Source organism: Elusimicrobiota bacterium, from assembly GCA_016182905.1.
Lineage (GTDB): Bacteria > Elusimicrobiota > Elusimicrobia > UBA1565 > UBA9628 > GWA2-66-18.
Window position 1 is genome coordinate 51,396 of the sequence record JACPFR010000005.1, and the last position, 25,734, is coordinate 77,129.

Sequence of the window (25,734 nt, forward strand, 5' to 3'; positions counted from 1 at the left end):
TCGTGAGCGGGCGGACGGCCTTCGTTTTCGCGGGGGGAGGGAGCCTCGGCGCGGTGCAGGTGGGGATGCTCAAGGCCCTGGCGCGGGCGGGGGTCGTGCCGGACTTGGTGGTGGGAGCGTCGGTCGGCGCGATCAACGGAGCCTTTTACGCCGGCGACCCGACGCCCGCCGGCGTCGAGCGCATCGAGCGCATCTGGCTCGGCCTGTCGCGGCGGGACGTGTTCCCGTTCCCCTTCGTCCAGGGCTGCCTCGGCCTGGCGGGCCGCTCGTCCCATGTCTCGGATCCCGGACGCCTGCGCTCGATCCTGGAGCCTGAGCTGCCGTGCCGCAGGCTCGAGGAGTGCTCCGTGCCCTGCGCGGTCGTGACGACCGATCTCATGGACGGCTCCGAGCGCGTCTACCGGGAAGGCCCGGCGATGAACCTGCTGTTGGCCAGCGCGGCGATCCCGGCCGTCTTCCCGCCGGTCCTTCACGAGGGACGCTATCTCGGCGACGGGGGCTTGGCCAACAATGAGCCCGTCTCGACCGCCGTCGCTCTCGGCGCGACGAAGGTGATCGTGCTCTCGACCGGGTTCTCCTGCGCGCTGGCGCGGCCGCCCCTCGGCGCCGTCGCGACGGCGCTCCACGCTCTTAATCTTCTCGTCAATCGGCGCCTGGTCCGCGACCTGGAAGGAGCGGGGGCCGGCGTCGAGGTGGCCGTGGTGCCGCCACTGTGTCCGGTCGCGGTGACCCCGTTCGATTTTTCGGCGACCGCCGACCTGATCCGCCGGGCCGAAGCCTCGACGCGGCTGTGGCTTCGCCAGGGCGGGCAGTCCCGGCGGGGCATACCGGACGAGTCCATTCCGCACAGCCACGGCATCGCCTAAGGGCGCTCGGCCGGCGATTTGGTATCTTGGCTCCCATGGCCGCCGTCTTCGCCGCCCTGCTCTTTCTTCTCGTCCCGCCGCTGCGCGCGACGACGGTCTCGCGCATCGAGGTCGAAGGCGCGCGTACGCGGACGGAGACCATCCTCGCGCTGCTCGACACCCGGCCGGGCGAGCCGTTCGACCCGGCCGCGTGGGAGCGGGACCTGCGGCGCCTGCGCAACCTCGACTACTTCTACGACGTGGAGGGCGCGGCCGCCGAGTCCGACGGGAAGGTCGACCTGACGCTGCGGCTGCGCAACAAGCACTCCACCTTGCCGGTGTTCAAGTTCAAGCGCGGGGGAGGGTCTTCCCTCATCACCGCCGGGCTGTACGAAATCAACTTCCTCGACCGCCTGCTCGAGGTCGGCGGCCAGTACGAGCGGTTCAACGGCCAGCCCGGTTACGCGCTGTGGTTCCGCCATCCCTATTTCCTGTCGCGCCGCAACCGTCTCGGCACCGAGGTCCTTTCGCACATGATCGACCTTCCGCTGCTGACGGACAAGGGAGCGGAGGAGGCGTTCTTCTCGAACCAGGAGACGCGTTGGAACGGGCGGCTGCAGCGCGAGCTGACCGAGCGGCTCAGGCTCGGGTTGGAACTGTCCGTCTACCGCAACGAGTTCGCCCGCGACGACGCGACGCCCGCGATGGCCGCGGCCAACGACGCTTTCCTGCGCTCGAGGGGCCTTCGCTCGGGACGGACGGTCTCGCTGACGCCGAGCGTGACCGTCGGACGCCTCGACCGGGACCGCCACCACGTCGTCGGTCACGAGGGCTTCGCGCAGGCCGAGCTGGCCCATCGCGCCTTCGGCTCGGACTTCGGCTTCGCCAAAGGTCTCCTGGGCGCCGCGGGGGGGTGGAGGCCGGCGGAGCGCTGGAACCTCGTCTACCAAGCCCGTCTCGGCAGCAAGACGGGCCGGGAGTTCCAGCATAAGTTCTACCTCGGCGGGCTGGACACCGCCCGGGGCTTCCTGGACAGGCAGTTCCGCGGCGAGCACATGTGGCTGGCCAACCTGGAGGCCCGCCCGACTCTCGTGGACAAGCCGCTGTGGGTGCTGCAGGGCGCGCTGTTCACGGACCTGGCCAAGACCTGGGACGCCCGAAATTTCGGGACGGAAGGCTTCGGCGACCCGATCTTCAGCTACGGGATCGGGGCGCGGGTGATCTTCCCGCGCGTCTACCGGGCGATCCTGCGCCTGGACGCGGCGCGCACCCAGCGGCCGGTCCGGCAGACGGGCGTGAGCCTAGGCCTGCAGCAGTTCTTCTAGGCCGGGACGGCGTGGCCTTTGCGGGCCTTGATCTCGTTGGTGATGAGGGGGAGGAGCTCGGCGTACTCGCCCTGGACGGAGATCGAGGCCATCTGCATCAGCGGGCAGTCCTTGTCCGTGTTGATGGCGATAATGGTCCCGGAGGAGGCCATGCCCGCCAGGTGCTGGATCTGGCCGGAGATGCCGATCGCCACGTACAGCTTCGGGCGGACGGTGCGGCCGGTCAGGCCGACTTGATGCTTGTAGGGAATCCAGCCCGAGTCCACCGCGCGGCGGCTCGCGCCGACGGCGGCGCCGAGGGCGTGGGCCAGGTCGAAGAGGGGCTTGAAGCCCTCGGCGGAGCCGAGGCCGAAGCCGCCGGCGACGACCTTCTCGGCGGCGCCGAGGTCGATCTCCCGGGAGGTCTCTCCCTGGAAGGAGACGAACTCGGTCTTGGGCGCGCCCGGGTCGAAGGCGACGGCCTCGACGGGGGCGGCGGCGCCCGCGGTCTCGGCGCGGGGGAAGGTCATCGGGGCGACGGTCAGCACGCCGACGGGCGTCTTGAACTCGACCTCGGCGATGAGGTTTCCGCCGTAGTAGCCGCGGCGGACTCGGCCGTCCGAGAGGATCTCGGTGACGTCGGTCGCCAGCCCGGCCTTGAGATGGACCGCCAGGCGCGCGGCGAGCGCGCGGCCCGCGATCGTGGAGGGCAGGATGACGCGCGCGGCGCCGGACTTCTCCGCGGCGGCGGCGGCGGCCTTCGCGTAGGCCTCCTCGGTGAAGTCCTTGAGCGAGGCGTGCTCCACGGTGAACGCCTTGGCGACGCCGCGCGAGGCGACGTCGCCCGCGAGGGCGGCGGCGTTGCCGCCGACGACGGCGGCCAGCAGCGGCTGCTTGAGCGCGTCGGCCAGGACCTTGCCGGCGCCGAGGAGCTCGTACGAGGACGGCGACAGCGTTCCCCGCGAGGGGATGACGACGACGAGGATTCCGTTGGCCATGTTAGATGAGCTTCCTTTCGACGAGGATGTCGACGAGTTTGGCCGCTTTCTCGGCGGCCGTGGCGCCTTCCACCTTGAGCCCGGCGGGGCGGGCGGGGGGAAGGGCGGCTTTGACGACGACGGAGCCGGCGCCCGCGGCGCCGACCTGCGCGGGCTGCAGGCCGAGGTCGGCCGCCGTCCACTTGGGGAACACGGCCTTCTTCGAGGCCATCTTGCCCTTGAGCGAAGGCAGGCGCGGCTCGTTGATCTCCTTAATCGTGGAGACGCAGGCGGGAAGCGAGAGCTTCACGGTGTCGACGCCGTCCTCCATGTTGCGCAGGACGGTGACGGACTTGTCGTCGACGGCCTCGATCTTCTTGACGGCCGAGACGCTGGCCCAGTCGAGCCACGCGGCGGTCTGGGTGCCGACGACGCCGGCGCCCGCGTCGGAGGTGTTCTTTCCGAAGAGGACGATGGAGACGGGCTTCTCGGCGTGCAGCTTCTTGAGCGCGGCGGACAGCGCCAGGCTGGTCGCGTAGGAGTCTCCGCCCTCGAACTCGGGGCCGGTGACGAGCGCGCCGGCGTCCACGCCGCGGGCGATGGCCTCGCGGAGGACCTCGGCGGCGGCGTCGGGGCCGACGGTGAGCGCGGTCGCGGTCGAGCCGGGCGCGCCCTCCTTGAGGCGGACGGCGGCCTCGACGGCGAACTCGTCGAACGGGTTCAGCGCGGTCGGGACGCCGGCGATCTTCGGCCGGCCTTCGGCGTCGACGCCGACGTTGACGGTGGAAGGGGTGCTCTTGACGCAGACGACGATGTTGAGTGCCATGGTTTTTCGAGCATAGCAAATTGGCATAATCGGTCAAATGGCGAACCACAAGGAGCTCAAGCTTCCCACCCGCTTCGGGAAAAAGACCCCCGGCGCCGCTCCCGGCGTGTACCCGGACCAGGTCGGGAAGCTGGCCCCGGCCAAGCCCGCTGCGCCGGTCAAGGTCACGGTCATCGACTACTCGCCCGAGCAGGTCGAGATGCGCGGCGCGCTCGACTTCGACGATTTCCTCGCCTCGCACCGCCCGGCGTGGACGACGGTGCGCTGGATCAACATCGACGGCCTCGCGAGCCCCAAGGCGATCGAGGCCTTGGCCAAGAAGTACGAGCTGCATCCGCTCGCCGTCGAGGACCTGCTCAACACGGGCACGCGCCCCAAGGCCGACGCCTACGGCGGCGACCCCGAGGTCGCGGCGCGGCTGTTCATCGTCGCGCGCATGATCGAGCTCAAGGGCGAGCGCCTCGACAGCGAGCAGATCTCGATCTTCCTCGGCCACAAGACCGTGCTCACCTTCCAGGAGACGCCGGGCGACATATGGGACCCGATCCGCTCGCGGATAAACGCCAGGGGCTCGAGACTAAGGACCGCCGACGCGTCCTTCCTCGTGTACACCTTGCTCGACGCGATCGTCGACCACATCTTCCCGGTGCTCGAGCACTACGGCGACCTTCTCGAGGAGCTCGAGGCGCGCGTGCTCGAGGGCAGCCAGGCGAAGATCCTGCGGGACATCCACGCCCTGAAGCGGGAGCTGCTTCTGCTGCGGCGGGCGCTGTGGCCGATGCGCGACGTGGTCCACCAACTGCAGAGCGAGCGCCACGAGTGCCTCAGCGAGACCACCCGCACCTACATGACCGACCTGTACGACCACGTCGTCCAGGCGATGGACATCCTCGAGACCTACCGTGAGATCGTCGCCGGCCTCGCCGAGACCCACCTGTCGGCGGTCAACAACCGCCTCAACGAGGTCATGAAGGTGCTGACCGTGATCTCGGTCGTCTTCATCCCGCTGAACTTCATGGCCGGCGTGTTCGGCATGAACTTCGAGAACTTCCCCTGGAAGGCGCCGCACGCCTTCGAGATCTTCGCGATCTCCTGCCTCGCGATCATCTTCGCGATGGTCGGCTGGTTCCGCCGCCGCGACTGGATATAGTTATAAAAGAAAAACCACTCGCCCTCCAGCTCGGCTGATTTTCAGCCGTCGGGTTCCGGAAAAGAGATCCGGAGGGCGAGTGGTGGTAGGGACAGGATTCGAACCTGTGTAGGCTATTGCCGCCGGTTTTACAGACCGGTGCTTTTGACCGCTCAGCCACCCTACCGTTAAAACTAAACGCTTATCTTTGCTGCGTCTCTTGGCGTCCCGATTTTTCGGGAGTCCGAATTAACCGGATTTTTTGTCGAGATGTCTGTCGAGATTTTCTATCGAGCCGCTTGCTGAGACGCCGCTGTTTCGGACGACTTCCGTCTGCTAATCACTGACAATCGCCATTTCCAGGCGCGTTTCAGCGGAACGGGTACATTATGCCAGTTTTCCGCTCGATTCGAACAACCTTTCACCGTCCAGGCGCGGCGCTCGCCTTTCTCGGGACGGACGCGGCCGGCGCCGCCGGCTTGCGGCCGTTCGGAGTCATCGCTTCAAGGCGCCAGCGGACCTCGCGCTTGCCGAGCTTGCGGACCGCGATCAAGGCCGCGCGGGCCTTGTCGCGCGGCTTGGAGCGGCCGCCTTCCCATGCCAGCACCGCGCCCGCGCTGGCGCCGACGAGCTTGCCGAAGGCTTCGCGGGAGAGCCCGAGCCGCGCTCGCTGCGCGCGGATGAGGCTCGGGCCCAGGTGGGCGTGCTCGAGTTCCTTGCCGGAGGCGACCGCGGGCGCCGCCATCCGCTCTTTGTAGTCCATCAACAGCTTGGCGTTGTCCCGCCGCAGCTGCTCGGCGCTTCGCGTCAGCTCCGCGACCTTGCGTTTGAGGAACACCACGTCCTTGCGGAGTTTGGCGTCCGCTTGGCGCGAGACGCGGCGCGCCAGCCGCTGGATCTCGTCTTTAAGGATTACACCGATGTTGGGCATGGGAACCTCCTGCAGGCGTTACTCGGTCAAGAGCCGATGGACATAATCGACCATCAGCTTCTGACGGCGTTCGCGAAATTTTGGAACCAGGATTTCTCGGACGCGCTTTGCTTTCCGCATTTGCCTGATTGTCTCATTTTTATCTGTCCGGGATCGAACCCCCCCGGGTCAGATGGTTCTATGACGGCTTGTTGCCCAGCGTCGCTACGAGAGGCGGGAGGCCGCGGCTCTCGTCCTGCCCTGGGGGCGGACGGCCCCCAAAACAGTGGCGGACATTGGTCCGAGACGGTGGCGGTCATCGTCCGAAAAACGCACTTATAAACTTCACAGGATTAGGGTCTAAGTTCACCGCGCGCTCGCGCAAACGTGAATGTCAAGAATTAGAAATGAAGGCCAAGGCTCCGGCTCAGCGCGAACTTTCCGCACCGACGGGAGCCCCGTGGCAGAGGGCGGATGGAGTAATGGGCTTCCTGAAAGGCCTGGAGGATGAGGCCGGGAATGCTGCCGGGGCTTGACTCTATACCTAGGTATAGGGTGTAAAATAGAATCATGATCAAAGAGGCGACGATCGGGACGCTCGCCAAGGCGGCGGGCGTCAACATCCAGACGGTGCGCTACTACGAGCGGCGGCGGCTGTTGACGCCGGCGCTGCGGCGCGAGTCCGGCTATCGCGTCTATCGCGAGGACGCTCTGCAGAAGCTGCGCTTCATCAAGAACGCGCAGGAGCTTGGATTTTCCCTCGAAGAGATTCGCTCGCTGCTGCAGCTGCGCAGCGGCGGACCGGCGTCCTGCGAAAGGGTCCAGAAGAAGGCCGCCGAGCATGCTCGCGATGTCAGAGCGCGCATCGAACGGCTGCGCGCGATGGAGCGGGTACTCTCGCAACTCGTCAGGACCTGCCAGAAACGCGGCCGGACGGATGAGTGCCCTATCCTTCGCAGCCTGGAGGCCAAGAAATGACGAGAAACATCCGCTTGCTTTATTTCAAGAACTGCCCAAACGTGGATGCGGCGAGGAGCAGTCTCCGTGCCGCGTTGGCGCAGGCGGGCCTGCCCGTCCACTGGATCGAAACCGATATCGAGGCGCCTGACTGTCCGCCTGATTTGAGGACCTTTCCTTCTCCAACCGTGCTCGTGGAAGGTCGGGATGTCTCCGGTGGAGGGCAAGCGCCGGAAGGAACCGGGGCCTGCCGCCTGGGAGGCGCGCCCAGCGCAGAAGCAATCTCAAGGGTGCTCAATGATCACTCCTGGCTCGGCTCCGTGGCGGCTCTGCCCGCGGCCTTGATTGGTCTTCTTCCCGCGACGTTCTGTCCATTCTGCATCCCCGCGCTGGGCGGTCTGCTCGGGGCGCTGGGTCTCGGGGCCTTCGCAGGCCGCATCCTGGCACCCTTGACCCTGGCTCTCCTGGCAGTCGCCCTGGGTGGATTGGCCTTTCAATCCCGCCGAAGAGGCGATTACCGGCCTCTAATCGCCGGAGCGGCCGGCGCCGCGGCTCTCTTCGCCGGACAGTTCTTCCTCGAATCGGCGCTGTTGAAGGGTCTCGGCATCTCAGTTTTGGTCGGGTCGTCGCTTTGGAATATCATGCCGAGAAGGCAAACTGCAGGCGGAGGACCCTGCTCCGCTTGCGCGAAAGGAGGTGAGTAAAATGGCGAAGCGAAGAGTAGAGGTGTTCACTGCCGGTTGTCCCGTCTGCGAAGACGCGGTCAAGAAGGTCAACTCGGCCGCCTGCTCCGATTGTGAGGTCACGATCTATGACCTCAATCGAGGGTGCGCGACGAATGAATGCCGCGAGAAGGCCAAGGGATACGGCGTCACGCGGCTTCCCGCCGTCGTGGTGGACGGACGCCTGCTCGACTGTTGCAGCAAGGGTTCTGTCGAGATCAAAGAACTCGAGGCTGCTGGAGTCGGCAAGAAGCGATAGAACGCCTGAATCGAAAAGGAGCCCCGGCGCGCGGAATCCGCCGGGGCTCTTTCATTCGGGCTGGCCGTTCTACTTATGTTGCCTAGAACCTGCCGCCTTCGTCGAAATTTGCGGCCATCCGCAACATAAGTGCGACCGCAACATAAATGATGCCGGACGAGGACTAAAGTCGGAGGTCGTCCGCCGAAAGGCGGGCGGCCGCTGCGGCGGGTCGGTCCGCGGCGCTCCACCCCGCAAGCGGGGTCCGAAAGTCAGGAAGTCAGGTCCGGATGATGCTTGAAGCCCGCCTGACGGAGCCGGACATAAAGGGGGAAGGCGTAGTCGTAGATCTCCCGGCCCCGCGCGGATTGCAGGCGGCGGATTTTCCGGGCGTCCAGGCCGAGTTCCTCGATCAACCGGTCGATGAGCGCGAAGAGCCGCGCGGGCGTCATGCCGCGGAGCTTCCGACTCGCTTGGGGGTCGCCGTATGGCTGGTGCAGCTCGTCCGGCCCGAGGATTTTTCTGTAGAGCCCGCCGGGGAGGCGGCAGTGGAAGTTGTTCAGATACGGCCAGCCGTCGCGCCCGAGCTCCCGGCGCTTATGCGCCGCGATCTCTCGGTCGATCCGTTTGAGCAGGTCGCGCCTGGTCCCGCCGCGCTGTCGATTCCACATGGGAGCCTCGCCTTGATCCTGCGCAGGATATCAATTATGGGCGGCGGAACCATGATAAATAGGAGGCTCCTTCGGACTTCCCGGCGGGTGAATTTCCATTGACAGATCGCGAAAGGAGCATTATCCTGGGTCAGTCAGGTTTGCAATACCCTCTCGAGCCCAAATAAATGATGACGCCCGCCGGCGGCTTCCCCGAATCCCGTGCGCCCAGCTCCCAAGCGGGGCTCGTCTTGGTCGTTGACGACGACAACAGCGTCAGGCATACGCTGCTCGACCTCCTGCACGGCACCGAGTTCCGGAGCGCCGGCGCCGCCTCCGCGGCGGAAGCCTTCGAGGCCGTGAAGAAGTGCCAGCCGCGGGCCATCCTCCTTGACTGGGCTCTGCCCGGGGGAATCGACGGCTTGGCCGTGTTGAAGGCGCTCAAGGCGGCCGCATCGACGAAGCACATCCCTATCATCATGATCTCCGGCCTCAAGCGAAGCGCGGCCGAACGGCTGACGGTCAAGCAGGCCGGGGCGGAGGACCTTTACGACAAGACGGACTTGATGAGCCGCAGAGCCGACTTCCTGAGCCTCTTGCGCGACGCCGTGGCCAAGAATAAGGCGCCTTCGACTTGGCGGCTCCTGGTCATAGAGGACGACGCGGAATTCCAGGAGTTCATCCGATTCGCCTTGGCGCGCCGGGAATTCGACGTCCGCTTCGCGGGCACCGGCCGCGAAGGCTGCGCGATGGCGCGGGACCTCAGGCCGAACCTCGTCATCCTCGACATGACCTTGCCTGATATCAACGGAGTCGACGTCTTCAAGTCCCTCCACGCCAACCGCGAGACGCAAGGCATTCCCGTCCTGGCCATGAGCGCCCTGGACAGGACGGCGGGGCCCCTCGAAAGCGCCCTCAAGGAGATAGGCGTCGACGATTACCTGCCCAAACCTTTCGGCGAGAACGAGATCCTCCAGCGCATGTCCAAACTGCTGGGACGAACCGCCGCGGGACAGCCGAACGGCGGAACCCTCGCGCGCGGGCGCGTGCGCCTGGAGATCGACACCAGGCGCGTTTGGGTCGGGGAACGCCTGATCGAGCATATCGGCTACAAGCAATTCGACCTGCTGCGCGTCATGATGGAAAGCGCAAGCGGAGTCTCCAGGAAGGAGATTCTCACCCGAGTCTGGGGCGGCGACGAGAACGCCACGGTCGTTAACGTGACCATCCTCCGGCTGCGTCGGGCGCTGGGGTTCGCCGAGAAAGAGGGAATACTCTCGATTCCCGACGGCTATATGCTCGTCGGCTGAGCCGCTTCCTCCCGCGAACCGTCGCCCACGGGAGGGTGTAATCAACTGTAATTGACATCCCCGGATTCGGGGGTTATGGTTGGGGTGGCCGTTGCCGGGCGTCGTTGAGTCGCGGCAGGCCGCCGATGGCTTCAACAGACGAACCGTCTTCGCCGCCGAGCAATCTTCTCCGGCCGCGCCGTCTTTTCGCGGCGGCCGCCGTATCGGCCGCGCTGTCGCTCTCGGCGCTCGCGCTTGACGCCGAAGCCGCGACGGTCTCCTGGACGGGCGCCTCCGACGGCAACTGGTTCAACGCCGCGAACTGGTCTCCAGCCCAAGTCCCGACCTCCGCCGACGACGCCGTCATCGACCTGAACGCGACGGTCTCCGCATCCGGCGGGACCTCCATCGCGTTCGCCACTCTGACTCTCGGCGACGCCGCCGGAAACTTCGCCCCGACTTTGCGCCTCTCGGCGGCCCAGAGCACCAGCGGCTCGGTGACGATCCATCGCGGCGCGAGGCTTCAGCAGGACACGAACCAGCAGATCGTCTTCGGCGCGCTGGACGTGAAGCCCGGCGGGTTGCTGACTCACACGGCGAACACGTCCGCGCGCTCGTTCCTCCTTAATCTGAGCGTGACGGGGAACTTCGACCTGCAGGCGGGGGCCACGATCGCGGCCAACGGTCAAGGCTACGCGCCCGGCGTCGGGACGCAGAACGGCTTCGGGCCGGGCGCGGGCGTGTACGGAGGCGACGGCAGCGGCGCCGGCCACGGCGGCGCGGGCGGACGCGGCAGTTCCGGGGCCCTGGGCGGCGGGGCCTACGACAACACGACGAATCCGACGGAGCTGGGGTCGGGCGGCGGCGGAAGCTACAGCACGACGGGCGGTGCGGGCGGCGGCGCGGCGCTGATCACGGTGGGCGGGGCGTTTTCGCTCAACGGCCTCGTCAACGCCAACGGCAACGACGGCGTCCGCAGCCCCCAGGACTACGGCTCGGGCGGCGGGGCGGGCGGGACCGTCAATATCATGGCGGCGTCGTTCAGCGGCATGGGCTCGGTCCTGGCCAACGGCGGCACGGGCGGCGCGGGCGGCAACAGCCGCGGCGGCGGGGGCGGCGGCGGACGGGTCTCGATCGCCGTCACGGGCTCGGACAGCTCGAACCTGAACCTCCAGGCCAACGCGGGCGGAAACGGCGGCTCGGGCGCCGCGAACGGCGGCGCGGGCGTGATCGCTCTCAAGGGGCCGGGCGCTTCGATCTACAGCCTGACGATCGGCGGGGCGAGTCTCGCGGCCCAATCGGCCACGCCCATCACGGGCCCTGCGCCGACGTTCGCGAGCGTCACGATCAACAACGCCGTCGTGACCTTCGACGCGGGGAGCACGGCGAGCATCGACGTCCTCGCGACGACGAACACGGTGAGCATGACGGCGGCGACGCTCTCCGTCAACGGCCTCGTCGTGACGAGCACGATGAGCCTCACGGTCGGAACGCTCGCCCTGAACGGAGGAACCCTTGAGGTCGCCAAGGGCTCAAGCCTGAAGCTGACGGCGCAATCCTCCTCCGGCGGCGACTTGGTCGTCGACGGCGGCGGCGCCTTCGTGCAGATGAACACGGCGGCGCTGAACTTCACGGCGGTGACGGTCCTGCCCGGGGGCCTGATCACGCAAGCGGCCAATACCAACACGCGCGCGGCGGTCTTGAACCTGAACGTGAGCGGGAACTTCGACCTGCAGCCCGGCGCGACGGTCTCGGTGAACGGTTTGGGCTACGCGGGCGGGACCGCCAACGGCAGCGGCTACGGCCCAGGCGCGGGAATATACGGCGGGGACGGCAGCGGCGCCGGCCACGGCGGCGCGGGCGGACGCGGCAGCTCCGGCGCCGGCGGGGGTGCGGCCTACGACAATGTGACGAGCCCGACGGACCTGGGCTCGGGAGGCGGGAGCAGCTACAACAGCATGGCGGGCGGAGCGGGAGGTGGAGCGGCGCTGATCACCGTGGGCGGGGCCTTCTCGCTCAACGGCGTCATCAGCGCCGGCGGCAACGACGGCGTCCGCAGTCCCAATGACTACGGCTCGGGCGGCGGCGCGGGCGGGACGGTCAATATCACGGCGGCGACGTTCAATGGCACGGGCTCGATACTGGCCAACGGCGGCGCGGGCGGCGCGGGCGGCAATCAGCGCGGCGGCGGAGGCGGGGGCGGACGGATTTCGATCGTCGTTACGGGCGCAGATAACTCGAACCTGAATCTCCAAGCCAACGGCGGAACCGGCGGCGGCTCGGGCGCGGCGAGCGGCGGCGCGGGCGTGATCGCGCTGAAGACCTCGGGCGGGGCGAATTACAATCTCAGCATCGGCGACTTGAACTCCGCGGCGCAGACTGGAACGGCCGTCGCCGGCTCGACTTTGGCCTTCTCCACGGTCACGCTCAACAACAGCATCGTCAGCTTCGACGCCGGCAGCACGGTCAACATCAACAATCTGATCGTGGCCGGCGCGGTGAACCTGACGGCGGCGACGCTCGCGTTCAACGGCGGAACGCTTGAGGTCAAGAGCGGCGGCACCCTGCGGCTTTCCGCCCAGGCGACATCCGGAGGGAACCTCATCGTCGACGGCGGCGGCGTCTTCCAGCAGATGAACGCCGTGCCGTTGAACTTCGTCTCGATCAACGTCTTGCCCGGAGGCTCGCTCACGCACGCGGCTAACAACGCTTTTCGTTCGGCGGTTCTCAATCTCAACGTGGCCGGAGACTTCAACCTGCAGGCGGGGGCCACGATCGCGGCCAACTCTCAGGGCTACGCGGGCGGGACCTCCAATGGCAGCGGCTACGGCCCAGGCGCGGGAATATACGGCGGGGACGGAAGCGGCGGCGGCCACGGCGGCGCGGGCGGGCGCGGCAGTTCCGGCGCCGGCGGGGGTGCGGCCTACGACAACACGACGAGCCCGACGGACCTGGGCTCGGGAGGCGGGAGCAGCTACAACGGCGCGGTGGGCGGCGCGGGCGGCGGCGCGGTACTGATCATGGTAGGCGGGACGTTCTCGCTCAACGGCGTCATCAACGCCAACGGCAACGACGGCGTCCACAGTCCCTATGACTACGGGTCGGGCGGTGGAGCGGGCGGGACGGTCAATATCACGGCGGCGACGTTCAACGGCACGGGCTCGATACTGGCCAACGGCGGCGTAGGCGGGGCGGGCGGCAATCAGCGCGGCGGCGGGGGCGGAGGGGGCCGGGTCTCAATCGTCGTCACGGGAGCGGACGGCTCGAACCTGAACCTTCAAGCCAACGGCGGAACGAGCGGCGGCTCGGGCGCCGCCAACGGCGGCGCGGGCGTGATCGCGCTTAAGACCACTGGCGGGGTCAACTACAGCCTCTCGATCGGCGACCTGACGTCCGTGCCGCAGACAGGCAGCGGCGTCGGCGGAGCGGCGCCGGTATTCTCGACCGTCACGCTTAACAATAGCATCGTGAATTTTGATCCTGGCAGCAACGTGACGATCAACTCGCTGGTGGTGGTCGGCGGGGCCGTCCTCTCGGGTCACAATCTTTCCTTTGGAAGCGCCGTCCCGATCCAGGTACGCTCTGGCTCCTTAAAGGTGACGGCCAACCAATTGACGGTCCCCACCGGCTCGCCCATCGAGGTCCAAGGCGGCGGAAGTATGGCTTTTGCAGTCGCCGGCAACTCGGGCGGCGCGCTCATCGTGCGCAACGGCGGCTCTTTTCAGCAGCTCAACGCGCAAGTCCTCAGCTTCGACTCGGTCCTTGTCGAGCGGGGCGGGATGCTCACGCACGCGCCCAACAGCACGACGAGATCTTCCGTCCTGAACCTGGCCGTCAGCGGGGCCTTCGACCTGCAGGCAGGCGCCACGATCGCGTTGAACGGCTTGGGCTACGCGGGCGGGACCGCCAACGGCAGCGGCTACGGCCCAGGCGCGGGAATATACGGCGGGGACGGCAGCGGCGCCGGCCACGGCGGCGCGGGCGGGCGCGGCAGTTCCGGCGCCGGCGGGGGTGCGGCCTATGACAACGTGACGAATCCGATGGACCTGGGCTCGGGCGGCGGGAGCAGCTACAACAGCATGGCGGGCGGAGCGGGCGGCGGCGCGGCGATGATCACCGTGGGCGGGGCATTCTCGCTCAATGGCGTCATCAACGCCGGCGGCAACGACGGCGTCCGCAGTCCCTATGACTACGGGTCGGGCGGCGGGGCCGGCGGGACGGTCAATATCACGGCCGCGACGTTCAACGGCACGGGCTCGATACTGGCCAACGGCGGTGCGGGCGGAGCGGGCGGCAATCAGCGCGGCGGCGGGGGCGCTGGCGGACGCATCGCGATCGCGGTGACGGGGGCGGACGGTTCGACCCTGACGCTGCAGGCCAACAGCGCGGTCGGCGGCGGCTCGGGCGCCGCGAACGGCGGCGCGGGCGTGATCGCGCGCAAGGCCCCGAGCGCATCCAGCTACAACCTGACTATCGGCGATCCGAGCGTCACGCCCCAGTCGGCGACGCCGCTTGCGGGGGCTTCTCCGACGTTCGCGAACCTGACGATCAACAACGGTGTCGTGACCTTCGACGCGGGCAGCACGGCGACGGTGACCGCCCTCGTGGTCAAGGGGACGGCCAGCGTGACGGCGGCGACACTGGCGCCGGGTACTTTGGAAGTGGCGAGCGGGGCGGTGCTGAAGTTGATGGCGCTGGCGACGAGCGGCGGTCTGCAGGTGGACGGCGGCGGGACGTTCGTTCAGATGAACACGGCGACGCTCGGCTTTGCATCGGTGTCGGCGCTGCCCGGGAGCGTGCTGACCCACAACATCAACTCCAACACGCGCGCGGCGATCTTGAACATGAACGTGGTCGGCGACTTCGACCTGCAGGCGGGCGCGGCGATCGCGTTGAACGGCTTGGGCTACGCGGGCGGGACCGCCAACGGCAGCGGCTTCGGCCCGGGCGCGGGGATATACGGCGGCGACGGCAGCGGCGCCGGCCATGGCGGCGCGGGCGGGCGCGGCAGTTCCGGCGCCGGCGGCGGCGCGGCTTACGACAACGCGACGAGCCCGACGGACCTGGGCTCGGGCGGCGGGAGCAGCTACAACAGCATGGCGGGCGGAGCGGGCGGCGGGGCGGCGCTGATCACCGTGGGCGGGGCGCTCTCGCTCAACGGCACGATCAACGCCAACGGCGTCAACGGCGCGCGCAGTCCGAATGACTACGGCTCGGGCGGCGGCGCGGGCGGGACGGTTAACCTGACGGCGGCCGCGTTCAACGGCTCGGGCACGATCTCGGCGACTGGAGGTTCAGGCGGCCCCGGCGGCAATCAGCGCGGCGGCGGAGGCGGCGGCGGCCGTGTCGCGCTCGCGGGCTGCAACGCCAACAAGGTGACGAGCGGCGTGAGCGGCGGCGGCGCGGGAGGCTCCAGCGCGGTGGGCGGAAGCACCGGGACCGTCAACCCCACGATCCCCGCCGGCTGCCCCAGCGCGCCGCCCGCCCCGGTCAATCTCGCGGTCTCATCTGCCGGCGAAGACGCGTCCGGCAGCACCTTCATCACGGCGACCTGGGACCCGGCCCCGTCTGCCCTCTCCTATACATTGCAGGCGTCCACCGCCGCCGACTTCAGCGGCATCGTCCATGCCGCGACGAGCGCGGCGACGACGGCGACCATCCTCGGGGTGACGCCGAACGCGACCTACTTCCTGCAGGTCGCGGCCTACAATATCGTCGGCTTCTCCGCTTTCTCATCCGCCGTGACGACGCGCACGCCCGCGGACCTCACGTCGCCACAACCGCCGTCGCTCGTGAGCGCCTCAGGCGGGCCTGGGGGCCGCATCTCGTTGTCGTGGCAGGCTGCGGCGGCCGGCGAGCAGACGACTTCCTTCAACCTCTACCGCGCGACCGAGGCCTACACCTCGACTACGGGCCTGACCTCGATCCAACTCCATGCGGCCGCGACCTTCTACACGGACGTCCCGCCCACCGATGGGACTTACTTCTACGCCGTGGCGGGACTTGACCCTTCCTTCAACGAGAGCGGGATATCGAACATGCTCTCCGCGCAGTCCCTGCACGCGGGACCGGCCGCGCCCAGCCTCGCCGCCGTCTTCAGCGCGGCGCAGAAGCATATCGCTCTGTCGTGGACGGCCTCGACCGGCACGGTCGTCGGCTATAACGTCTACCGCGCGACTTTCTCGGCGTCGAGCGTCGCCGGCCGCGCGCCGCTGCTGAGCGGAACAACCGCGACGGCCTTCGTCGACGCCCCGTCGATCGCGTCGGACTCGACGTACTACTACCTGGTCACGGCCGTAGACCCCGTTGGAAACGAGGGCGCGCCCTCCAACCAGTCCGCCGTCGCCTTCGACGTTCACTCGCCGGCGATCACGATCACCGGCGTCTCGAACGGCCAGTACGCGAGCGCGAACCTGACCCCGGCCGTGACGATCGCGGACTTCAGCCCGTATGTCGCCACCGTCAGCCTCAACGGCCAACCCTTCGCGGGCGGCGTGACGCTGACCTTGCCCGGCACCTACTTCCTGTCGGTCGCGGCGTCCGACGTGTTCGCCAACGCGAGCTCGGCGACCGCCTCCTTCACGATCGACAAGGCCACGCCGACTTTCGTCCTGCTCTCGCCGCAAAACGGCCTGATCACGAACCAGAACGTGCCCGTCTCCTACCAAGTCTCCGACGACCTCACGCCCGCCGCCCAGATCGTCGTCAAGGACGAGCTCGGCATCGTGGTTCCATCGTCCTACACGATCACGATCGAGGGCGCGCGCAACCTGACTTTGACGGCCCGCGACCTGGCCGGCAACGCGGCTTCGGCGAGCTCCGTCTTCATCCTCGACAAGACGCCGCCGGTGGTCGTCTCGGACCTGCGCGTGACGGCCAAGAACCCCGCCGCCGGACAGGCGACGTTGGCCTGGACCTCCCCGCACGACGCGCTGAGCGGTGTGGCGGGCTACATCGTCAAGGCCGCGGGCTACCCGATAGACGCCGCGAACTTCGACGCGGCGCCGACCGTCGCGGTCTCCACGACGCCGCGCGCGGAGGGTGCCGCCGAGCAGTTCGTCGTCACGGTCCCCACGATCTCGACCGTCTACTTCGTGATGAGGTCGTCCGACGAGGCGGGCAATCTCTCGGCGATCTCCAACATCGCCTTCTGGGACCTCAACGGACCCGTCCTCTCGGGCCTCAATCCCGCTCCCGGGGGCGTCGTCTCCCGTCCGGCGAACGTGACGGTTCAAGCCGGCGACCTCACCGGCGTAGCGTGGGCCGCGTTCGCGGTGGACGGCGTGGTCCTTTCCACGATCACGACCGCGCCTTACAGCTTCCTTTGGAACACCCTCGCCTACGCCGACGGGACGCACTCGGTCGCGTTCAACGCCCTGGACGTCCTGGGAAACGCCTCTTCGCTCTCAGCCGCTTATACCCTCGCCTATCAGCCGCCGCCGACGCCGGTCGTGACCGCGCCGAGCGCGAACTTCACCACGTTCACCGCGACGGTCACGGTCGCGGGCACGGCGGAGCCGGGGACCACCGTCCAGGTGCTCATCGACGGCTTCATCCTGGCTTCGGCCCTGACCAGCTCCACCGGAAGTTTCCAGACCGTCGTGACCCTTCCCGCGCAGGGCAGCCCGCTCATGACCGTGCTCGCGAGCGACTTCAAGGGCGCCGGCACACCCATCTCGCCTATCGTCATCAACTACAACCTGACGCCGCCCGGCGTCCCGGGGAATTTCTCCGCGGCTTCCTTGCCCGCGGGACGGGTGCGGCTGGCCTGGGACGCGCCGGCGGGCAAGGTGCCTTCGTTCTACCGGATCTATCGAAGCAGCGATGCGGCGGCTTTCTCCCCGGGCGTCGTCCCCGCCGCGGCGCTGCTGATCAAGGACTCGCTGAACGCGCGGACCTACGACGACCTGCCCGCGCAGGACGGCGTCTATCACTACGCAGTCACCGCGCTCGACGCGAGCTTGAACCAGAGCGGCGCCTCGGACTCCTCGAGCGCGGTCTCCGACCGCGCCGTCCCGACCGCGGCCTTGACCTTCCTCGACGGCGTCCCGCCGTTCGGACCGGGCGCGAAGCGCCTCCAGCTCTCGCTCTCCAAGGTGCTGGCGTCGCCTCCGCTCCTGCTGTTCCGGCCCTTCACCCAGACGCCGCTCAGCCTCGCGCTCAGCGCCTCAAGCCCCACGGTCTGGCTCGGCACGCTCACCGTGACCTCGGCCATGAACTCGGGAGTGGGCGCCTTCTCCTTCCAGGGCTCCGACTTCGTCGGGAACGTGGGGACGAGCCTCACCGCGGGAGCGACGGCGCTCCTCGACCTAGCGGGCCCCTCAGGCTCCATCGCGCTGGTGCCCGCGTCCCCGGTCAAGGCGGGGACAGTTGCCCTGAGCCTGAACTTGACGGAGCCCGTCCCCGTCGCGCCGCAGTTGGCCTACGTCACAGCCTCAGGCTCGACCGTGCCCGTGACTCTCTCCGGCGCCGGTACCGCGTGGACGGGAACGCTCACGATCGTCCCCGGCTCCGACGGGCCCGCATCCTTCGCCTTCAGCGCGACGGACGCATTGGGCAACGTCGGCGCGAGCTTGACCGCGGGCGGGAGTTTCGTCATCTTGACCGAGGCTCCCGGCGCGCCGCTGTTCCTGCGCGCGATCCCGCAGAAGGCGGGCGCGGTGCGGGTGACCTGGAGCGCGCCGGTCGGCGGGACGCCGGCCTCCTACAACGTCTACCGCGACTCGGTCAGGATCTCGTCCGGCGTCGCGCCGCTGTCCGACGGCAGCGGCCTGTTCGTCGACAATCCCGCGGACGGCCCTTACGTCTACGCGGCCAGTGCCGTCGATGCCGCGGGCAACGAGAGCCCCCTGTCCACGGCCGTCTCCGCGACCGCCAAGTCCTCCTCTCCGGCCGCTCCGACGGCCTCGACCGCGACCTTCTCGTCGTTCGGCCACATCGAGGTGAGCTGGGAGGCGGGCAGCGCGGACTCGACGCTCTACCGTATCCACCGGACGAGCGCGGCGGGAGGCTCCTTCGCGAGCGCCTCCTTCAGCGCGCTCGCCAGCACTCCGCCGTTCGTCGATACGCCGCCCCAGAACGCGCGCTACTTCTACTACATCACGGCCCTGGACTCCGCGGGCAACGAGTCCAGCCCGTCTCAGGCGGCCGAGATCGTCTGGGACCGCGCCCCGCCCTCGATCGTGATCGCGGGCGTGCAGAACGGCGTCCTCTACAACCTGGACGTGGCCCCGGTGTTTACCGCGACGGGCTCGGCCACGGCCGTCACATTGAGCGCGACCCTGAACGCGGCGCCGTTCGTCTCCGGCTCCACCGTGAGCGCAGAGGGGGACCATACTCTGACGGTGAACGCCGTCAACCAGTCCGCCGCCGGCTCGACGACGACGGTCCACTTCACGATCGACAAGACCTTCCCGGCCGTCTCGATCACGGGCATCCCGTCGGGGACCTCGGTCTCGCCGGTCCTGCCTCAGGTCACGGTGACCGACCTGCACCTGGGCGCGGTGACCTTGACCCTCGACGGCGGCTCGTATCCGCAGGGAACGCCCATCAGCGCCAACGGCGCCCACGTGTTCACGGTGACCGCCGCGGACCTGGCCGGGAACGTCTCCGTCTCGAGCAAGACCTTCACTTTGAACCTCCCTCCGTCCGCGCCGGCCAACTTCACGCTCACGGGCGCGGAAGGCGCGGGCGCGGCCTTCACCTGGGAGAGCCCCGCCTCTGGCCTCGCCGGCTACCGCTTCTACAAGGACGGAGTGCTGCAGTCCCAGGGCCTGCTGAGCGGGCTGCAGTTCCAAGACGCCGCCTTCGCTCTGGGAACCGCCCACGTCTACGAGGTCCTGGCGGTGGACGCCTCGGGCCAGGACGGCGCCCGCGCCCGGATCAGCGTGCCCGCCGTCGACTTCACGCTCGACTCCTACGGCGTCAACTTGAACGGCGTCCAGGCGCTGACGCGCGGCTTCTTCGACACGGTGCGCTTCCGGGTTAGTAACACCGGCGCGCAAAGCGCGCCGGTGGGGCCGGCGGCCATCGAACTCGTCTCGGCGGGAGCGACGGTATTCAGCGGACAGGCGCCGTCGGTTTCCGTGCCCGCGGGGGGAGCCGTCTTGATGCCCGCGGTCGTGGCCGTGACGCCGGACATCGCGGACGCGCCGACTTTGCGCGCGACGCTGACTTTGCCCGTCGGTCTCGGCAGCCGGGCGACGGTGAAGAAGACCTTCCCGCTCGCCGCCCGCACGCCGCTGGGCTCGCCGGTCGAGCTCTTCGCGGGCCCCATGATCTTCGGCGCCAACGCCGCGGTGCAGGTCAAGTTCAACAACAAGGGCTCGGCGCCCATGGAGGTCCGCACGGCCATCAACAGCGACGTGTCGGTCTCGCTCGCGACGCCGCAGGGCACGGTGCTCTCGCAGGCGACGTTGTCCCAGACGGGCAACGGCGCGCAGGCGGGTCCCACCGGCTATTTCGTGTCGATCGCGCCCGGCGCGAGCTTCCTCTTCGACGGGGTTCAAGTTTTCGTGCCCGAGGCGCTGGGAAGCGGCGCGGTGCTGGCGGCTTCGATCAGCCGGACCTTCAACGGCTTGATCGGAGACACGATAGACGGCACGCGCGCCTTCGACGCCTCTCAGACGATCACTGGCGTCGCGGCGCCCGCCTACTCCGCCACGATCTCGCCGGACCGGCCGGTGTACGACCAGGGCCCGACCGTGATCCTCTCAGGCGAAGCCCGGGACACGGCCGACGCGCTCGTGCCCGGCGCGACCGTCCAGGTCGGCGTCTCGGTGCAGGGCTTCGTTCGCAGCCTCAGCGCGAAGACCGACGAGACCGGGCATTATTCCATCCCGTTCAACCCGGCCCCGACCGAGGCCGGCACCTACACGCTATGGGCCTCGAACCCGGCTGTGGTGAGCCGCGTTCCCCAGTCGAGCTTCACCATCGCCGGCTTCTCGTTCCAGTACACAAGCTTCAACGCCGCCGTGGTCCGCAACTCGACCTTGCCGTTCACCGTCTCGCTGCTCAACACCGGACAAACCGCCTTGACCGATCTGACGGCGCTGGTCATCTCCACCTCGGGCGTCGCCGGGGTCGGCCTGACGCTGAACCCGGCGAGCGTTCCTTCTTCCTTGGCGGGCGGGCAGAGCGCGGCGCTCTCCTTCTCCGCCTCCGCGACGGCGGACGCGCCGCTGGGACCGGTGTCGTTCACCGTGGAGGCCCGGGAGTCCAACGGCTTCGTGCGCCGGATGCCGGTGACCTTGAACGTCTCGGCCGGCGCGCCCGGCCCTTCCGCCGACCCCCAGGCCTTCACCATCGGCATGAACGCCGGCCAGACCCGCGTCCAGACGGTCGTGCTCAAGAACCTGGGCACCTCGGCGTGGACCGGGGTCTCCGTCAGTTCCTCGGCCCTGAGTTGGGTGGCGGTCCAGGGCAACAACACTCCCAGCGCCGCGTACACTTTGGGCGACGTTCCCGCCGGCGGCCAGGTCCAGTTCAACCTCGTCGTGGCGCCGCCCCTGGGTCTTGCCAGCCAGGCCTTGGCGCTCAATCCTCTGGTCACGGTGAACTCGACCAATGCCCCGGCCCTTCCTGTCAACGCGCTCATCACCATCACGGCCGGCACCGACGGCGGGATCATCTACAACGTCATCAACGCGGACAAGCCCCGCAACCAGTTCGGCAGCGGCGTCCCCGTTCCGGGCGCTCAGGTCCAGCTCGTCAGCCTGGACATCGCGGGCCTGAGCTTCAGTGCGGTCGTCGATGCAAACAGCGTCGCTCGCTTCAACAGCGTCCCCGCGGGCCGCTACAACTTGACGGCCAAGGCCGCGGGCTTCAGCGACTTCCTCGGCACCGAGACCATCCAGCCGGGCGTCACCAACACCCGCGAGGTCCTGCTCCTGACCGAGATGGTCAGCTACGTCTGGTCCGTCACGCCGACCACGATCATCGACCAGTACACGATGAAGCTCTCCATGACCTTCAAGACCGACGTCCCGGCGCCGGCGGTCATCATCTCGCCCGCCGTATTCAACTTCAATTTGGAGTCGGAAGGCAGCGTCGACGCGCAGTTGACCGTGAGCAATCAGGGCCTCATCTCGGCGTTCGACGTCGCGCTCCTGCCCAAGATCGACCATCCGCATCTCACGATCGACATGCCTTACTCGACGATCGCCGAGCTCAAAGCGGGGCAGACGATCACCGTTCCGATTCGCGTCACGCTTCACTCAGATCCGTTGGTCTGTTACAAAGGCAAAATCGTCGGCTCCGGCACGTATCTCGCAGCCTGCGGCACCGCCGTGAATGCTGTATGGCCAGGACCTGAGTTCAACGCGAACTGCGGCGTTACTCCGAGCCTTATCGTGCCCGAGACGACCACGGGCCCCGCTCTTCCGATCCCCGATATCGCCGGCGTCCTTCCCGCCGCCCCGCTCGTCACCGCGGCGGTCGTGAACGTGATCGCCGCCGCCGCTCCGGCCGTCACCGGCTGCTCCTGCTCGATGAAGATCACGGGCGACGATAGGCTGCCGCTCGGAACCGGCACGAAGACCTATACCGCGACGCTCAATGCCGACGCCAGCTGTCCGTCCTGCTCCCGCCCGTGCGCTCTCGGCACCGAGTGGATTGCGTCGGGCGTGGAGATCGTGAGCAAGAGCGGCTGCGTCGTCGAGGTGCGGCCCACGAGCGCAAGCGGTGGAACGCTGAACGTCACGAACGGAGCTCCGAACTTCTGCAAGTCGGACATGAAGAAGATATCGGTCTGCGAGCCGATCATCACGCGAAGCTCAGAGCTTACCGGCATCAGTGGGGGACCGATTACGCTGACCGCTGCACTTCCATCGGGGTGCCAGTCGCAGAGCATTTCATGGTCTCCGGCTTCTTCTCCTCAGGGAACGCTCGACCCGACGACCGGACCTTCAACTACCTTTACACCGTCGTCGACTTCCGGCGAACTAGTGATTACTGCACACGATACCACTGCAGGTTCGACTCTGGCGACCAGCACTACGGTTTTAGTCGCGCAATTAGTCATTGTGCATCCTACTGGTGATCCCAGGGTTCCCTCACAACGATCAACCACAAACCAATTCGTATTTACTGGCGCAAACGGTATTGTCCCTATCCGAGTCGAAGCTGATATCCAGCCAGCAAGTGCACGTGCAATTGTGGATGGAACCCAGATAAAGTGGCATTTGAACAGAATTCCATCGGGGCCGGCGCTCTCGTGGAACAATGCGTGGCCCGCGGAACCTACTGCGGGCATGACTTACAATGCAGTTGCGACTCTCACCGGTTATCCAACCAATAATTCAGATTTCGGAAACTTCGGGATGATTGCCCAGGTCTTAAGCGGAGGTGCCGTTAGCTCGCAGTCGACTCCAATACAATTGTTCTTTGATGCTCTAACTGTTGCGGCTGGGCGAACTGTTCCGAATTGGTTTGTTTACTGGACCAACGCACTCGGATTTACAGGACAGTTTTCATTTGACCCGAGCCTGGCAACCAACGATACGACCGTAACATCCGCAACCACCTGGACGATAAGAATTGCACCAAGCGCTTATTGGCCGGACGTAGCGGGCAACCCTCCGACCGGACATAGATACATAGATGGCTTCAGAGCCAGCATCTATCATGAATTCTGGCATCGCGACCACCGTGTGCATAACTTTACGGTTCACGGCGCTTGGACTCCGCCCATCACCGAGGATATTGATGGCGATGGCATTTGTGATCGCGAACCGACTGATCCGCCAGGTCATAACGGGGGCTACGAAGCGATGATTGGAAGTAACCCGAACTCCGCCGACAGCACCGAGGTCGGTGCTGATTGGGCAGAGGCGCATGGAACGTACGGAAACGAGGGACTCGACTGGGCGCATCCGGGTAGTCAATGGGAGCCATGAAATGAATTCACGCCTTAGCTGTTTCATATTCTTAGGCCTTGCAATCGGCCACATGCCGGCAGCAGCCGAAGGGAAGCTCGATCATGAATCGTCTTTGATGTCCCATGCCCGAAAGATTCAAAATTTTGAAACCGCGCTGAAGACCGGCGCAGGCTGTTCCGCCGCATTGCGAATTGTCCTCAAGGACACCGACCCTTACTCCCGTCGAGTTGCAGTCGAGCGTTGTGGGGATCAGCTTGATGCTCGCGACGAGGACCTGCTAAAGAAGGACGGCTCTTGGATATTGCAGGACGCTCTGCGATCTCGTCGTGTTAAATCGCAACTCGCCAAGCTGCCGCCAGAAGCGCGTTGGAAATATTTTCAGCGAATTACTCGAGTGGCTCCGCAAAGAATCCCCGATACGGCCGAGATGTTCATAAATCAAGGCTGGGCTAAATCCATCGACGATGTGCATCTGCGGATACCGGAAGCGACGAACAAAACCGAGAGACTTCGCGACAAAGCACGTGCCGCGTCGAAACTCAAGGCGCTATCATCTTCGGCTGAAATCGCCGAAGCACTACGTATGCTCGGTGATCCAGAATCTCCTGCGGCTGCGGAGGAAGCCTTGCGCAGCCTTGTCACGCTTGGAGGACCTGCGCTTCAAGCCGCCCTCTCGGGACTAAAAGCCGCAACCCCCCGGCCCGAACCTCCTCCCTGGACTCCCGAGCATACAGCCTTTCAGCGCCGCATGAAGCTAATTATGGCTTTGCCTGACGTCCGCTCAGTTCCAGTGCTTGAAGAAATTCAGTCTTCCGGATCTGCGTTCGTGCGCCGCGAAACGTCGCGAGCTTTGAAATGGGTTCGATCTGGGACCAGGTATCCGGTTGACCACGAGTCCATCTTGCTTCTCTCTGAGGATGATAGATCACCGTTATTGCCGGAGGCTGATGAACCCCCGTAGGCTAATGAGCGCGTCTCTCACAACTCCGTCGCCTGCCGTCAGGCTAGCGACAATGGGAACGGTGCTGTTCACCCTCCTTTGTGTCGGCATTGCCACAGCGGCCGGAGGTGTGAATCCTGACAGAGGAAATACGGTCATTCCCATCGAAGGTCGGAGACGAAATCCATGATGAGCAATATTCGGTCGCGTTGTCTTTGGGTCGGTATTCTTTTAGTACTCCCATACGGTGCGCATTCGAAGTGGATGTTCAAGAACTATGAAAAAAACGTACCCACGGAGGAACTGCGGGCGAGAGCTGATCGGCTCGATTCCGAGGCAGTATTAGCCCTGGGATTGAGGAAAGACAAGGCATCTGCTGCGCTGTTGCGTAAGTTGGCGGGCACGCGTTTCAGGGAAAGTGAGATGCGCGAAAGGCTCAAACTCGACGAATCCGAATTCGAACAGAAAAAGAAAGTCTATGGCGCGCGCTGGACCGAGGAACATCGGGATGCTTCCTTTTCGGCGAAAGCGGCTCTGACTAGGATGAAAGAGGCCGATTACTTGAACGACTTCATCGTCGAACTCTCAACGACGAACGACGAATGGAAGAAAGAAATCGTCGAATATCTGGGCTATATCGGTGACTCGCGAGCCATCAAACATCTTGGCCCTTTACTTGGAGTCGACACCTGCACTCCGCCGCAGGCGCGAGTCAGGCGGCCTGGAGCCGTAGGTGGCCTGATCATGTGCAAGACCCTGGGCTCAGTCGCTGCTGAGGCACTCGGGAACATCGTCCAACCTCCATTCATGGATATTCAGAAAAAGGAACCCAACAAACAGCACTTCTTTTATACGGAATGGAAGCAATGGTGGCAAGATCATAAAGGGGAATATCGGTGAGCACATTGATTGTTTTGTTCGGGATACTTCGAAAAGGCCACTCTCAGCAAGGAGCAATGTCAATCGAGGTCCTATGAATACATATCCCGATCCAGTGAGTTTTCTGAGAGGTCCCGGTAAGGTTGCGGCGTTCGCGACGCTCGTAGTTGGCCTCGCACACGGAGCACCTG

General features: G+C 66.5%; 14 protein-coding genes and 1 tRNA gene. 10 read left to right on the forward strand and 5 right to left on the reverse strand.

From position 1 onward, the window contains the following. Positions 1–2 precede the first annotated feature (2 nt). Together HYV14_01570 and HYV14_01575 are read left to right on the forward strand one after the other, a co-directional pair. Positions 3–866: a patatin-like phospholipase family protein gene (locus HYV14_01570; protein ID MBI2384679.1), complete on the forward strand. Its 864-nt coding sequence runs from the start codon at positions 3–5 to the stop codon at positions 864–866. A 35-nt stretch (positions 867–901) separates the two neighbouring features. Beyond that, positions 902–2,170, forward strand: coding sequence for a BamA/TamA family outer membrane protein (locus tag HYV14_01575; GenBank protein ID MBI2384680.1), 1,269 nt, complete (start codon positions 902–904; stop codon positions 2,168–2,170). Here HYV14_01575 and HYV14_01580 read toward each other — a convergent pair. Together HYV14_01580 and HYV14_01585 are read right to left on the reverse strand one after the other, a co-directional pair. Then, on the reverse strand, positions 2,167–3,147 hold the full coding sequence (locus tag HYV14_01580) for an electron transfer flavoprotein subunit alpha/FixB family protein (GenBank protein MBI2384681.1): 981 nt from the start codon (positions 3,145–3,147) through the stop codon (positions 2,167–2,169). The genes HYV14_01575 and HYV14_01580 overlap by 4 nt on opposite strands. Position 3,148: 1 nt before the next feature. Next, a complete protein-coding gene (locus tag HYV14_01585; GenBank protein ID MBI2384682.1) occupies positions 3,149–3,952 on the reverse strand; it encodes an electron transfer flavoprotein subunit beta/FixA family protein in 804 nt (267 codons plus the stop codon). A 37-nt stretch (positions 3,953–3,989) separates the two neighbouring features. Between HYV14_01585 and corA the strand changes: the two genes are divergently transcribed. Next, positions 3,990–5,102, forward strand: a complete 1,113-nt coding sequence (gene corA / locus HYV14_01590; GenBank protein ID MBI2384683.1) for a magnesium/cobalt transporter CorA — start codon at positions 3,990–3,992, stop codon at positions 5,100–5,102. Positions 5,103–5,182: 80 nt separating this feature from the next. Here corA and HYV14_01595 read toward each other — a convergent pair. Together HYV14_01595 and HYV14_01600 are read right to left on the reverse strand one after the other, a co-directional pair. Beyond that, positions 5,183–5,268 (reverse strand) — tRNA-Tyr (locus tag HYV14_01595). A gap of 234 nt (positions 5,269–5,502) precedes the next feature. Continuing rightward, positions 5,503–6,012 carry a hypothetical protein gene (locus HYV14_01600; GenBank protein MBI2384684.1) on the reverse strand — a complete coding sequence of 170 codons (510 nt, stop codon included), beginning with the start codon at positions 6,010–6,012 and terminating at the stop codon, positions 5,503–5,505. Positions 6,013–6,561: 549 nt separating this feature from the next. Between HYV14_01600 and HYV14_01605 the strand changes: the two genes are divergently transcribed. Genes HYV14_01605 through HYV14_01615 form a run of 3 tightly spaced genes read left to right on the forward strand, consistent with a single transcriptional unit; the run spans position 6,562 to position 7,929 of the window. After that, complete coding sequence (locus HYV14_01605) at positions 6,562–6,969, forward strand: MerR family transcriptional regulator (protein MBI2384685.1); 408 nt, start codon at positions 6,562–6,564, stop codon at positions 6,967–6,969. Beyond that, positions 6,966–7,652 carry a hypothetical protein gene (locus HYV14_01610; protein MBI2384686.1) on the forward strand — a complete coding sequence of 229 codons (687 nt, stop codon included), beginning with the start codon at positions 6,966–6,968 and terminating at the stop codon, positions 7,650–7,652. Before HYV14_01605 ends, HYV14_01610 begins: the two co-directional genes overlap by 4 nt. 1 nt (position 7,653) lies before the next feature. Further along, a complete protein-coding gene (locus HYV14_01615) occupies positions 7,654–7,929 on the forward strand; it encodes a thioredoxin family protein (GenBank protein MBI2384687.1) in 276 nt (91 codons plus the stop codon). Between the two features lie 251 nt (positions 7,930–8,180). On the opposite strand, the gene HYV14_01620 is transcribed toward HYV14_01615, so the two are convergent. Further along, complete coding sequence (locus HYV14_01620; GenBank protein ID MBI2384688.1) at positions 8,181–8,579, reverse strand: hypothetical protein; 399 nt, start codon at positions 8,577–8,579, stop codon at positions 8,181–8,183. Positions 8,580–8,746: 167 nt separating this feature from the next. Here HYV14_01620 and HYV14_01625 point away from each other — a divergent pair, with 167 nt between their 5' ends. The 4 genes from HYV14_01625 (at position 8,747) to HYV14_01640 (ending at position 25,564) form a co-directional block, all read left to right on the forward strand. Next, positions 8,747–9,868, forward strand: coding sequence for a response regulator (locus HYV14_01625; GenBank protein ID MBI2384689.1), 1,122 nt, complete (start codon positions 8,747–8,749; stop codon positions 9,866–9,868). Positions 9,869–9,993: 125 nt separating this feature from the next. Then, on the forward strand, positions 9,994–23,742 hold the full coding sequence (locus tag HYV14_01630) for a hypothetical protein (protein ID MBI2384690.1): 13,749 nt from the start codon (positions 9,994–9,996) through the stop codon (positions 23,740–23,742). Between the two features lie 52 nt (positions 23,743–23,794). Continuing rightward, the gene (locus HYV14_01635) at positions 23,795–24,685 is read left to right on the forward strand and encodes a hypothetical protein (GenBank protein ID MBI2384691.1); all 891 of its coding nucleotides are present in this window, start codon (positions 23,795–23,797) and stop codon (positions 24,683–24,685) included. A 243-nt stretch (positions 24,686–24,928) separates the two neighbouring features. Next, positions 24,929–25,564 carry a hypothetical protein gene (locus HYV14_01640; protein ID MBI2384692.1) on the forward strand — a complete coding sequence of 212 codons (636 nt, stop codon included), beginning with the start codon at positions 24,929–24,931 and terminating at the stop codon, positions 25,562–25,564. Positions 25,565–25,734: the final 170 nt, after the last annotated feature.